This window comes from Streptomyces sp. NPDC003393, from assembly GCF_053589015.1.
In genome coordinates this window covers 120,718-132,043 of the sequence record NZ_JBSFRB010000002.1, presented here as the reverse complement: position 1 = coordinate 132,043, position 11,326 = coordinate 120,718, and the positions used below count along the sequence as shown (strand labels likewise).

The window sequence follows — 11,326 nt, the reverse complement described above, 5'->3', positions numbered from 1 at the left end:
GCGTGTCCGCCTCGGTCAGCGCAGCGCCCCGACCACCTGCCCCACCACCGGAATGCTCCCGACCGACGGCGCCTGCGCCACCGGGCCGGTGAGCATCTTCGAGGTCACCGGCCGGAAGTCGGCGACCTGCGTGCCGACGCCGTTGTCGAGCGGGTCGACGCCGGTGCCCGCCAGCGGGTTGGGCTTCAGGCCGGCGACCGGTCCGGTGACGTAGCCGACCGTCCCGGTCAGCGCCTGAAGGCCGGCCTGCGGGTCGACCTTGCCCAGCGAGCCGGTGCGGTCGGTCCCGCCCACCACCGGGAGGGTCTGAGCCGACGCCGTGGCCGCGCCCGCACCCAGGGCGGCGCCGGCGGTCGCGACGGCGATCAGGACACGCCGGGCGGTGGGGCGGGAGAGCTGGGAGATGGACGCGTGTCGGGCCATGTCTGGTGCCACCTTCTGGTGCGCAGAGTAACGAGAACAGCGCACAGGGTAGTTGAGACGCAACCCACGTTCCAAAGCCGACCCGCGGGGTCGGCAGCGGGGCCGCCATGCGTCAAACTGGTGTTCCGTGAGCCTTCATCCCCCGTCTGCCGCCCGTGTCGTGCTGCTCTGCGGCCCCTCGGGTTCGGGCAAGTCCCTGGTCGCCGCCCGCTGCGGGCTGCCCGTACTGCGCCTCGACGACTTCTACAAGGAGGGCGACGACCCCACGCTGCCGCTGGTGGCGGGGAGTTCGGACATCGACTGGGACCACCCGGAGTCCTGGGACGCGGACGTGGCGGTCGAGGCCATCGCCCGGCTGTGCGCGACGGGCAGCACCACGGTGCCCGTCTACGACATCGCCCACAGCGCCCGCACCGGCGAGACCACCCTGGACATCGGCCGTACGCCGCTGTTCGTCGCGGAGGGCGTCTTCGCCGCCGAGATCGTCGAACGCTGCCGCGAACTCGGCGTCCTGGCCGACGCGCTGTGCCTGACCCGGGGGCCCGTGACCACCTTCCGCCGGCGCTTCCTGCGGGACCTGAGGGAGGGCCGCAAGTCGGTGCCGTTCCTGCTGCGCCGCGGCTGGCGGCTGATGCGCGCCGAACGGTCGATCATCGCCCGTCAGGTCGCCCTGGGCGCCCACGCCTGCGGCCGGGACGAGGCGCTCGGACGGATGGCCGCCGCGGCGACGGGCCGCCAAGGACGCACGCCCACGGCGGCCTGAGCGCCGTACCGCCGCCCCGTTACGCAGACCAGACGAAAGCGGGACTGGACGGACCCCCCGGTTCTCCAGTCCCGCTTCCTCATGGTGTTCCCCCACGTCCCCCGTGGGTCCCCCGTCACCGCTCCCCTGCGGCGTCCCCCGTGTTTCCCCCGTCCCCCGGACCTCCGGTGAGCTCAGGCGACGAGCTCGCCGAAGGACTCCTCCTGGTCACGGCCGAAGCTGAGGACCTCGTCCTCGCGCAGCCGGCGCAGCGAGCGCCAGATGCTGGACTTCACCGTGCCGACGCTGATGCCGAGGATGTCGGCGATCTCCGGGTCCGTGCGGCCCTCGTAGTAGCGCAGGACCAGCATCGTGCGCTGGAGTTCGGGCAGCCGGGCCAGCGCCTGCCAGAGGACCGCGCGCAGCTCGGTGCCGCGCATCGCGTCCGTGTCGCCGGGCGTCTCCGGCAGCTCCTCGGTCGGGTACTCGTTCAGCTTGCGGCGCCGCCAGGCGCTGATGTGCAGGTTGGTCATCGTGCGGCGGAGGTATCCGCCGACGGCCGCCTTGTCACTGATCCGGTCCCACGCCTTGTACGTCGAGAACAGCGCGCTCTGCAACAGGTCCTCGGCCTCGAAGCGGTCGCCGGTGAGGTGGTAGGCGGTCGCGTACAGGGAGGCGCGGCGCTCCTGGACGTAGGCGGTGAACGCCGCTTCGGCGTCCGCGGCCTCCGACCGGGTTCGGCGCTCCCCCGAGCCCTCCCCGTACGCGGTTCCCCCGTGTGTTTCCCCCGTGTGCGCGTCAACCACCGTCATGAACGCGGTGTGCTGACGCCCGGTGCCGCGAGCGCACCCCCGCGGGCTCACGGCACCGGACTTCTCCGAACCCCGGGTCACGTCGTGCAGACGCGTGACCACTGCGCTGGTGCTGTTGCTGTGCAGCGTGTTCATCTCGCGCCCCCCGTCGTGGAGTCCCGGTGCTCGCCCTGCTCGGTTCTCACGTGCTTGCTTGCCTGTGCCGAAAAGCTTGCCCCGGCCACTTCATGGCCGTGTCCGTCGACTGTCACAGACCTGTCACAGGGGCCGTTGGTGACGGTCGTCATCCATGGGAGATGTGTGAGAGCGCTCCAGGTGTCGAAACCCCACCCCCGCATGGGCCAGAATGAGCCCGTGCCTTCCCTGTTGCTGATCGAGGACGACGACGCCATCCGGACGGCCCTGGAGCTCTCACTGACGCGCCAGGGACACCGGGTGGCCACCGCTGCCAGCGGCGAGGACGGTCTGAAGCTGTTGCGCGAGCAGCGGCCGGACCTGATCGTGCTGGACGTGATGCTGCCCGGCATCGACGGGTTCGAGGTGTGCCGGCGCATCCGGCGCACGGACCAGCTGCCGATCATTCTGCTGACCGCGCGCAGCGATGACATCGACGTGGTCGTGGGCCTGGAGTCCGGTGCCGACGACTACGTGGTCAAACCCGTGCAGGGCCGCGTCCTGGACGCCCGGATCCGGGCCGTGCTGCGGCGCGGCGAGCGGGAGGCCAACGACTCCGCGACCTTCGGCAGCCTGGTCATCGACCGGGCCGCGATGACGGTGACGAAGAACGGCGAGGACCTCCAGCTGACCCCGACCGAGCTCAGGCTGCTCCTGGAGCTGAGCCGGCGGCCCGGTCAGGCGCTGTCGCGGCAGCAGCTGCTGCGGCTGGTGTGGGAGCACGACTACCTCGGTGACTCGCGGCTCGTGGACGCCTGTGTGCAGCGGCTGCGGGCCAAGGTCGAGGACGTGCCGTCCTCCCCGACCCTGATCCGTACCGTGCGCGGAGTCGGCTACCGCCTGGACGCGCCTCAGTGACGGATCGGCAGGGGGGGCTCCGCGGCTGGACCGCGGGCCGTAAGGGGGCACTGTCCCGACTGCGGTTCACCAGTCTGCGGCTGCGGCTGGTCGTCGTCTTCGCGCTGGTGGCGCTGACCGCCGCCGTGTCCGCGTCCGCGATCGCGTACTGGCTCAACCGCGAGGCGGTGCTGACCCGGACGCAGGACGCGGTGCTGCGCGACTTCCAGCAGGAGATGCAGAACCGCGCGGGTGCGCTGCCGGTGCATCCCACGCAGGACCAGTTGCAGCGCACGGCGAGCCAGATGGCGGGCAGCAGTCAGCGGTTCAGTGTGCTGCTGACCGGCCAGGACGCCGACGGCCGGACGGTGTTCGGCAGCTCCGGCGGACTGAGCGGCTTCTCCCTCGAGGACGTGCCCGCCTCGCTGCGCACCGCCGTGAACAAGCAGCAGAAGATCACCTCGGCCAACAAGGCGCCGTACCACCTGTACTGGCAGCGGATCACCGATCACGGCACGCCGTATCTGGTCGCCGGGACGAGGGTGATCGGAGGCGGCCCGACCGGTTACATGCTCAAGTCGCTGGAGCCGGAGGCCAAGGACCTGAACTCGCTGGCCTGGTCGCTGGGCATCGCCACGGGGCTGGCCCTGGTGGGGGCCGCGCTGCTGGCGCAGGCCGCCGCCACGACGGTGCTGAAGCCGGTGCACCGCCTGGGTGTGGCGGCGCGCCGGCTCGGCGAGGGCAAGCTGGACACCCGGCTCAGGGTGTCCGGCACGGACGAACTCGCCGATCTCTCCCGGACGTTCAACAACGCCGCCGAGGCACTGGAGAAGCGGGTGGCCGACATGGCCGCGCGCGACGATGCCTCCCGCCGTTTCGTGGCGGACATGAGCCATGAGCTGCGTACCCCGCTGACCGCGATCACCGCGGTGACGGAGGTGCTGGAGGAGGAGCTGGACTCCGAGAGCGGCGGCATCGACCCGATGATCGAGCCCGCCGTACGGCTCGTGGTCAGCGAGACCCGGCGGCTGAACGACCTGGTCGAGAACCTGATGGAGGTCACGCGCTTCGACGCGGGCACGGCCCGGCTGGTGCTGGACGACGTCGACATCGCCGACCAGATCACCGCCTGTATCGACGCCCGCGCCTGGCTGGACGCGGTGGAGCTGGACGCCGAGCGCGGCATCCACGCCCGCCTGGACCCGCGCCGCCTGGACGTGATCCTCGCCAACCTCATCGGCAACGCCCTCAAGCACGGCGGCTCGCCGGTGCGCGTGTCGGTGCGGGAGGAGGACGACGAGGTGGTGATCCAGGTGCGCGACCACGGTCCCGGCATCCCGGAGGACGTCCTCCCCCATGTCTTCGACCGCTTCTACAAGGCGAGCGCCTCCCGGCCGCGCTCCGAGGGCAGCGGCCTGGGCCTGTCCATCGCCCTGAACAACGCCCACATCCACGGCGGCGACATCACGGCCGCCAACTCGCCCGACGGCGGCGCCGTGTTCACACTGCGGCTGCCGCGGGACGCCTCCGCGCTCGCCACGCAGCCGACGGAGGGCGACGGGAACGGCAACGGCCAGGGTGACGGCAAGGGCCGCGGCAGGACCCGTGGCGGCGGCGACGCGCCCGAGGGGGACGACCGATGACGGCGCACGACAGACGGCGCGCACGCCAGGGACGTCGCGTGTCCGTACGCCGGTGCCTGCCGGCGCTTCCGGCGCTGGTCCTGCTGCTGCTCGCCGGGTGCGGGATCCGTCCCACGCAGGTGCCCACCGACTTCGGCGCCGCGCCCTCGCGCGTGCCGTGCTCGCTGCCCGGGCCCGACCTGAGCACGCAGACCTCGCGCGGCGTGCCCGTGCGGGTGTTCCTGCTGTGCGGCTCGTCGCTGGTGGCCGTGGACCGTACGGTGCGGGTGCCGGAGGGCACGGCGGACGCGCGGCGGCGTGTGATCGTCGCGCAGGGGCTGCTGGACCAGCTCGCCGCCTCGCCGTCGGCCGCCGAGAAGGCGGCCGGGTACACCACGCACGTCCCGCGCGGCCTGACCGTGACCGGGCCGCGCACCGGGGACCCGGAGGACACGCTCCGGCTGAACAAGGCCCCGGCCGCGCTGAACCGGTACGCCCTCGCGCAGATCGTCTGCACGCTCTCCGACTCGGCCGCCGCCGAGGGGGACGGCTCGGTGGTGCTCGGCGGCCCGCAGAAGACCGGTCTGCTCCACTACACGTGCACCGACGAGCTGCGGTCCCACCCCGGCACGACCAGGCCGCCGTCGGCGGAGGCCACGGACGGCTGACGCCCTCGGCGCCCCGCGGTGCGCGCGGCCCCAGGCACCCGGCGCCCGGCGCGGCGAGGGAGCCGAAATGGGGGCGGAACCGACAGGGGCGATGGGCGCGTCTTGAGGGGCGTGCAGCGTCAAGGCTCCGTCGGCGGCAGTGCCGCGATCCGCGTCCGTGTGACCGCGAGTGTCCTCCTCGTCGCCCATCTCTCGCTCGTCGCCTGGCTGATGCTGCGTCCGCTGAACGTGCCGTGGGTGATGCCGGCCAATCTGAGGCCCCTCGCCGGCATCCGTGCCGATCTGGCACTGGGCTGGCCCGAGGCGGCCCGGCGCATCGGTGAGGACCTGGGGCTGCTGGCCCCGCTGGGCGTGCTGCTGCCGCTGGCGGGCGGCAGGCCGCGCCCCGCCCCGCTCGCGTCGCTGGCCCGTACGGTGGCGGCGGGGGCGCTGATATCCGTGGGCATCGCACTGTTGCAGACGGGCGTGCCCGGACGTGTCGTGGACGTCGACACCTTGCTGCTGAACACGCTGGGCGTGGCCCTCGCCCATCTCGCCGTGGTTCCGGCGCTCCGCTCCCGGCTGCGCCGCAGGGCCGAGCGTCTGGAGGTCTCGCGGGTACGGCAGGAGGAGCCGGCTCAGGGTCGCACCCCGACGATTCCCAGGGTCGGGATCGCTCCGTGGAGCGACGCTCTGCCCCCTTCGTCTCCGTAGCGTGGATGTCAGACGGGGCGCCGACGGGGAGCCCCCGCACCACCGACAGCCCACGGAGGCAGACAGATGAACGCCGCCCTTGCCCGCCCCACCCACGGCCGCGTGATCGGCGGAGTGTGCGCCGCGCTGGCTCGGCGCTTCGGCACCTCCGCGACGACGATGCGGGTGATCTTCCTGCTGTCCTGCCTGCTGCCGGGCCCGCAGTTCCTGGTCTACCTCGCGCTGTGGATCCTGCTGCCCTCGGAGGACAAGGCCGCCCGCACGGCCTGGTAGCCGCGCCCGCCCGGACATCGCCGGACCCGACGCCGCCGGGGCGCACCCTGAAGCAGGGGTGCGCCCCGGCGGCGTGTCGGCGTCCGTGCGGTGCGGTGTGGTGCGCGGCTGCGGTGGTGTGCGGTGCTCAGCCGACGGGGAGGCCGTTGACCGGCAGGCCGTGCGTGGGCAGGCCCTGGACGGGCAGTCCGCCGAGCAGCCCGGCGACCGGCTTGGTGGGGCCCTGCTCGAGCATGCTCTGGGCCACCGGCTGCGCGGCGGCGAGGCCCCTCTGCACGGTGGGCTTCGCCTGGTTCAGCGCCGTACCGGCCCCCGGCAGCGCGTTGGTGACGTTCTCCGTCGGGAGCGCCTGGCTGACGGTGCCCAGCGCCTGACCGGCGTCCGGAGCGGCCGGGGCCGCGTTCGCGGCGCCCGCTCCCGTGGCGGCGAATGCAGCGCCGAGGGCGGCGACACCAAGGGTCTTGGCGGCAGACTGCTTCATGAAAATGTGTCCTTGAGTGGATGACGGGGAATCGAGCGGTCCACGACCGTAAACACGCCGGGCCACCAGCCGCAAACAGCGAGATGCGGACGGCTTGTGAAAGCCGTCCGCACCCGCCCCTCGCCCGAGGCGCCGTTTTCAGTCCTTGCCGGGCACAGAAGCCCTGGTGGAGGCGGTCTGGATAAACAGCCATTCGGATTTCAGCGCCGCATAGCCGGGCTTGATCACGTCATTGATCATGGCCAGCCGTTCATCGAAAGGAATGAACGCTGATTTCATCGCATTGACGGAGAACCACTGCATGTCGTCGAGCGTGTAACCGAACGCCTCGACCAGATGCTCGAACTCCCGGCTCATGCTGGTGTGGGACATCAGCCGGTTGTCCGTGTTGACCGTGGCGCGGAAGTGGAGGCGGCTCAGCAGCCCGATGGGATGCTCCGCGTAGGACGAGGCCGCGCCCGTCTGGAGGTTGGAGCTCGGGCACAGCTCCAGGGGGATGCGCTTGTCGCGGACGTAGGAGGCGAGCCGGCCGAGGGTGACGGTGCCGTCCTCCTGGACGTGGATGTCGTCGATGATGCGCACCCCGTGCCCGAGCCGGTCGGCGCCGCACCACTGGATGGCCTGCCAGATGGAGGGCAGGCCGAAGGCCTCGCCGGCGTGAATGGTGAAGTGGTTGTTCTCCCGCTGCAGGTACTCGAAGGCGTCCAGGTGCCGGGTGGGCGGGTAACCGGCCTCGGCGCCGGCGATGTCGAAGCCGACGACGCCGACGTCGCGGTAGCGGTTGGCGAGTTCGGCGATCTCCAGGGCGCGCGCCGCGTGCCGCATGGCGGTGAGCAGGGCACCGATCCGGATGCGCCGGCCGTCGGCGAGGGCGAGCCGCTCGCCCTCCCGGAACCCTTCGTTGACGGCCTCGACGACCTCCTCCAGGCTCAGTCCGCCCTCCAGGTGCTGCTCGGGGGCGTAGCGGACCTCGGCGTAGACGACGCCGTCCTCGGCGAGGTCCTGGACGCACTCGCGGGCGACGCGGACGAGGGCGTCCCGGGTCTGCATCACGCCGACGGTGTGGGAGAAGGTCTCCAGGTACCGCTCCAGGGAGCCGGAGTCGGCGGCCTCGCGGAACCACAGGCCGAGCTTCTCCGGGTCGGTGTCGGGGAGCCGGGAGTAGCCGGAGGCGCGGGCGAGGTCGACGACGGTGCCGGGGCGGAGTCCGCCGTCGAGGTGGTCGTGCAGCAGAACCTTGGGCGCCCGGCGGATCTGGTCCGTGCTCGGGGTGTTCCCCAGGTGGGCAGTCTGGTTCGTCATTTCCGCACTCTAACGCCTACGCGCGTAGAAATCCGGAGTTCCGAAACCGCGCGGCAGATGGCCGGGTCCCCGTCACGCGCACGTCCGTCGATATCCAACGGTGACCGTACGGACGGGTGGCGCGGACCGGTGCTTCTGCCACTGTTCTGGCATGGCACAGCAAGCGACGCCGGTCCGTGCGGCCAGGCTGGGGAGGACGCTCGGCCCGGAGCCGACGGCGGTGAGCGGAGCGGTGCTGCTGCTTCCGGGCGGCCGGGAGGCCTCCGGACGCCGGCCCTCTCCCCTGCTGGCGGCCGCCTCCGTGCGCGCCCTGGGGCGCCGGCTGGCCCGCGCCGCGCGCGGCCAGGGACTGGTCACGCACGTGGTGCACTACCGCTACCGCGGCTGGAACGGCGACGAGGCGCACCTCGCCCGCGACGCGACCTGGGCGGTCGAGGAGGTGGTACGGCGCTACGGCGACGTTCCGGTGTGCCTGGCCGGCCTCGACATGGGCGGCCGGGCGGCTCTGCACGCGGGCGGGCACGAGGCGGTCGAGGCGGTGGTGGCGATCGCTCCCTGGCTGCCCGAGGAGGACGTGGCCGTCTCCCCCGAACCGGTGAAGCAGCTCGTCGGGCGCCGGGTGCTGATCGTGCACGGAACCAACGACGAGCGGACCGATCCCGAGCTGTCGTTCCGGTTCGCGGCGCGGGCGAAGAAGGCGAACCGGGACGTGTGCCGGTTCGAGGTGCACGCCGACGGCCACGGGCTGCGCCAGTACCGCGACGAGGTCACCGCGCTGGCCACCGACTTCGTCATGGGCACCCTGTTCGGGCGGCCCTTCTCACGGCCCGTGCAGGACGCCCTGGCGGCGCCCCCGCCGCTGGGGCTGCGGATGCCGCTGGCGGCGGGGTTCGGCAGGACGCTGCGGCGCTGAACGTGCCGGCGCGTCAGGGCAGCAGCCTGCCCCGCCGGGACAGCAGGAACTTCTTGAACGCCGCCACCGGTGGGGTGTCCGGATGGCCTTCCAGCCAGGCGACGCCGATCTCCCGTACCGCGCGCGGGGCCGTGACCGTCAGTTCGGCGACCCCCGGCCGGGGTACGGGCGGCGGGGGCAGCAGGGCCACGCCGAGCCCGGCGGCGACCAGGCCCCGCAGGGTCTCCGTCTCCTCGCCCTCGAAGGCCACCCGCGGTGTGAAGCCGGCCTCGCGGCAGAGGGCGTCGGTGATGCGGCGCAGCCCGTAGCCGGGTTCCAGGGTCACGAAGACCTCCTCGGCGGCCTCGGCGAGGCGGACGCGGCGGCGGCCGGCGAGCCGGTGGTCGGCGGGGACGACCAGGCGCAGCTTCTGCTCGTCGAGGCGGCGGGCGACGAGATCGGGGGCGTCCGGCACGGGTGAGGTCAGGCAGAGGTCCAGCTCGCCCGCGCGCAGCCGTTCCAGCATGGCCTCGCCGTAGTTCTGGACGAGGCTGAAGCGGACGCGGGGGTGGTCGGCGCGGAAGGCGTGGATGAGTCCGGGCACGGTCTCGGCGCCCATGGTGTGCAGGAAGCCGAAGGCGACCTTGCCGGTGGCCGGGTCGGCGTCGGCGCGTACTTCCTCGGCGGCGCGCTCGACCTCGGCGAGGGCCCGTTCGACGGAGCTGAGGAAGGTGCGGCCGGCGGGGGTGAGGGACACCGTACGGCCGTGCCGGGCGAACAGGTCCACACCGAGGTCCTGCTCCAGCCGGACCATGGCGCGGGAGAGGGTGGACTGCGGCACCCCCATCTCCTGCGCGGCCCGGGTGACGTGCTCGGTGCGGGCGACGCCGGCGAAGTGCGCGAGGCGGGGCGCGAGCAGGCGCGCGATCTCCTCGGTGTTTCCTTCGATGTCTTCTGTGTCACCGGACGGTGACAGCCGACCGTGTGACCTCTGCTGATGCGCCATGGGAACGATTATGGCCTTTCCATGCATTGGACGGATGAGGGCGTGGGTTCCTACGGTCGAGGCATGTCTCCCGCCAGTACCGGGGCGTCCACCGTCGTGGGCGCCGCACGCACCGTCCCTGCCGTCGACGCCACCGACTCCCGCATGGCCCCCGGCGGTCCCGGCTACCGCCGGATGAGCCTGGCCCTCTTCCTCGCCGGGGTCGCGACCTTCGCGCTGCTGTACTCCACGCAGGCACTGCTGCCGCTGATCTCCGGTGAGTTCGGGGTGGCGGCGAGCGAGGCGAGCTGGACGGTCGCGGCGGCGACCGGTGGACTGGCCCTGTTCGTCCTCCCGATGAGCGCGCTGTCGGAACGTTTCGGCCGCCGTACGGTGATGACGGCCTCGCTGGCGGTGGCGGTGGCGGTCGGCCTGCTGGTGCCGTTCGCGCCGTCGCTCGGCGCGCTGGTGGTGCTGCGGGCGGTGCAGGGCGCCGCGCTGGCCGGGCTGCCGGCCTCCGCACAGGCCTATCTGGCCGAGGAGGTCCGCCCGAGGGCGCTGGTCACGGCGATCGGCCTGTTCGTGGCGGGCAACAGCGTGGGCGGGATGAGCGGCCGGGTCATCACCGGCTGGGTCGCCCAGGAGTGGGGCTGGCGGGTCGCCGTGGGTGTGGTCGGCGTGATCGCGGTGCTGTGCGCGGTGGCGTTCCGCCTGCTGCTGCCGGCGCCCCGGCACTTCCGTCCGGGCTCGCTGCGCCCGCGCGTGCTGGCCGGCACGGTCCGCGACCACCTGGCCGATCCGCTGCTGCGCCGCCTGTACGCGATCGGCGCGCTGTTCATGACGGTGTTCGGCGGGGTCTACACGGTGATCGGCTACCGTCTGACCGCGGCGCCGTTCTCCCTGCCCCAGGGCATCGTCGGCTCGATCTTCCTGGTCTATCTCGTCGGCACGGTGTCGGCGTCGACGGCGGGACGGCTGGTGGGCCGGCTGGGCCGCCGGGGCGCCCTGTACCTGGCGGGTGCCACGACGGCGGCGGGACTGCTGCTGTCGCTGCTGGACTCGGTCGCACCGGTGCTCCTCGGACTGGTCCTGATCACGGCGGGCTTCTTCGCCGGGCACGCGGTGGCCTCCTCGGCGGTCAGCAAGACCGCCGTCCACGGCCGTGCCCAGGCCTCCGCCCTGTACCAGTCCGCGTACTACATCGGCTCCAGCGCGGGCAGCACGGTCGGCGCCATGGCCTTCCACGCCCAGGGCTGGCCGGGGACGGTCGGGGTGGGCCTGCTGGCGGTGCTGGGCGTCGTGACGATCACGGTGCTCGGATCCCGGGCGGCCCGGGTGGCGGCGCGGCGCGGGCCGGTGGCGGCGTAGCCCGCCCCGTGCCGCCGGCGACGCCTGGCGCACCGGGCGAACTGGGGTACGAGC

Annotated in this window: 13 protein-coding genes; 8 read left to right on the top strand and 5 right to left on the bottom strand. The window is 72.8% G+C overall.

Features of this window, described 5'->3' with window-relative positions:
• Positions 1–15: 15 nt before the first annotated feature.
• A complete protein-coding gene (locus ACWDUZ_RS02630; protein ID WP_451629927.1) occupies positions 16–423 on the bottom strand; it encodes a hypothetical protein in 408 nt (135 codons plus the stop codon).
• A 127-nt stretch (positions 424–550) separates the two neighbouring features.
• Here ACWDUZ_RS02630 and ACWDUZ_RS02625 point away from each other — a divergent pair, with 127 nt between their 5' ends.
• Positions 551–1,186: a uridine kinase family protein gene (locus ACWDUZ_RS02625; RefSeq protein ID WP_451629926.1), complete on the top strand. Its 636-nt coding sequence runs from the start codon at positions 551–553 to the stop codon at positions 1,184–1,186.
• A 173-nt stretch (positions 1,187–1,359) separates the two neighbouring features.
• On the opposite strand, the gene ACWDUZ_RS02620 is transcribed toward ACWDUZ_RS02625, so the two are convergent.
• Entirely contained in the window at positions 1,360–2,112 is a 753-nt protein-coding gene (locus ACWDUZ_RS02620; RefSeq protein ID WP_451629925.1) for a SigE family RNA polymerase sigma factor, read from the bottom strand.
• A 219-nt stretch (positions 2,113–2,331) separates the two neighbouring features.
• Here ACWDUZ_RS02620 and afsQ1 point away from each other — a divergent pair, with 219 nt between their 5' ends.
• The 5 genes from afsQ1 (at position 2,332) to ACWDUZ_RS02595 (ending at position 6,244) form a co-directional block, all read left to right on the top strand.
• Positions 2,332–3,009, top strand: coding sequence for a two-component system response regulator AfsQ1 (afsQ1, locus tag ACWDUZ_RS02615; protein ID WP_037868090.1), 678 nt, complete (start codon positions 2,332–2,334; stop codon positions 3,007–3,009).
• Complete coding sequence (locus ACWDUZ_RS02610; protein WP_451629924.1) at positions 3,006–4,631, top strand: ATP-binding protein; 1,626 nt, start codon at positions 3,006–3,008, stop codon at positions 4,629–4,631. The genes afsQ1 and ACWDUZ_RS02610 overlap by 4 nt, the downstream gene beginning before the upstream one ends.
• A gap of 38 nt (positions 4,632–4,669) precedes the next feature.
• A complete protein-coding gene (locus ACWDUZ_RS02605) occupies positions 4,670–5,278 on the top strand; it encodes a hypothetical protein (RefSeq protein WP_451629923.1) in 609 nt (202 codons plus the stop codon).
• Positions 5,279–5,389: 111 nt separating this feature from the next.
• The gene (locus ACWDUZ_RS02600; RefSeq protein WP_451629922.1) at positions 5,390–5,971 is read left to right on the top strand and encodes a VanZ family protein; all 582 of its coding nucleotides are present in this window, start codon (positions 5,390–5,392) and stop codon (positions 5,969–5,971) included.
• 66 nt (positions 5,972–6,037) lie between these two features.
• Positions 6,038–6,244, top strand: coding sequence for a PspC domain-containing protein (locus ACWDUZ_RS02595; protein ID WP_451629921.1), 207 nt, complete (start codon positions 6,038–6,040; stop codon positions 6,242–6,244).
• Between the two features lie 127 nt (positions 6,245–6,371).
• On the opposite strand, the gene ACWDUZ_RS02590 is transcribed toward ACWDUZ_RS02595, so the two are convergent.
• Positions 6,372–6,725 (bottom strand): ATP-binding protein, encoded by a 354-nt coding sequence (locus ACWDUZ_RS02590; protein ID WP_451629920.1) that lies wholly within the window; start codon positions 6,723–6,725, stop codon positions 6,372–6,374.
• A gap of 138 nt (positions 6,726–6,863) precedes the next feature.
• Complete coding sequence (locus tag ACWDUZ_RS02585) at positions 6,864–8,027, bottom strand: adenosine deaminase (protein ID WP_451629919.1); 1,164 nt, start codon at positions 8,025–8,027, stop codon at positions 6,864–6,866.
• A 151-nt stretch (positions 8,028–8,178) separates the two neighbouring features.
• On the opposite strand from ACWDUZ_RS02585, the gene ACWDUZ_RS02580 reads away from it, so the two are divergent.
• The gene (locus ACWDUZ_RS02580; protein ID WP_451629918.1) at positions 8,179–8,940 is read left to right on the top strand and encodes an alpha/beta hydrolase; all 762 of its coding nucleotides are present in this window, start codon (positions 8,179–8,181) and stop codon (positions 8,938–8,940) included.
• Positions 8,941–8,953: 13 nt separating this feature from the next.
• Here ACWDUZ_RS02580 and ACWDUZ_RS02575 read toward each other — a convergent pair whose 3' ends face one another.
• A complete protein-coding gene (locus ACWDUZ_RS02575; RefSeq protein WP_451629917.1) occupies positions 8,954–9,925 on the bottom strand; it encodes a LysR substrate-binding domain-containing protein in 972 nt (323 codons plus the stop codon).
• Positions 9,926–9,988: 63 nt separating this feature from the next.
• Between ACWDUZ_RS02575 and ACWDUZ_RS02570 the strand changes: the two genes are divergently transcribed.
• Positions 9,989–11,272 (top strand): MFS transporter, encoded by a 1,284-nt coding sequence (locus ACWDUZ_RS02570; protein WP_451629916.1) that lies wholly within the window; start codon positions 9,989–9,991, stop codon positions 11,270–11,272.
• Positions 11,273–11,326 lie beyond the last annotated feature (54 nt).

Bases quoted from the DNA above. Each gene is read 5' to 3' on its own strand.
- ACWDUZ_RS02630 (WP_451629927.1), bottom strand. From the start codon at position 423: ATGGCCCGACACGCGTCCATCTCCCAGCTCTCCCGCCCCACCGCCCGG.
- ACWDUZ_RS02620 (WP_451629925.1), bottom strand. From the start codon at position 2,112: ATGAACACGCTGCACAGCAACAGCACCAGCGCAGTGGTCACGCGTCTG.
- ACWDUZ_RS02595 (WP_451629921.1), top strand. From the start codon at position 6,038: ATGAACGCCGCCCTTGCCCGCCCCACCCACGGCCGCGTGATCGGCGGA.
- ACWDUZ_RS02590 (WP_451629920.1), bottom strand. From the start codon at position 6,725: ATGAAGCAGTCTGCCGCCAAGACCCTTGGTGTCGCCGCCCTCGGCGCT.
- ACWDUZ_RS02585 (WP_451629919.1), bottom strand. From the start codon at position 8,027: ATGACGAACCAGACTGCCCACCTGGGGAACACCCCGAGCACGGACCAG.
- ACWDUZ_RS02580 (WP_451629918.1), top strand. From the start codon at position 8,179: ATGGCACAGCAAGCGACGCCGGTCCGTGCGGCCAGGCTGGGGAGGACG.
- ACWDUZ_RS02575 (WP_451629917.1), bottom strand. From the start codon at position 9,925: ATGGCGCATCAGCAGAGGTCACACGGTCGGCTGTCACCGTCCGGTGAC.
- ACWDUZ_RS02570 (WP_451629916.1), top strand. From the start codon at position 9,989: ATGTCTCCCGCCAGTACCGGGGCGTCCACCGTCGTGGGCGCCGCACGC.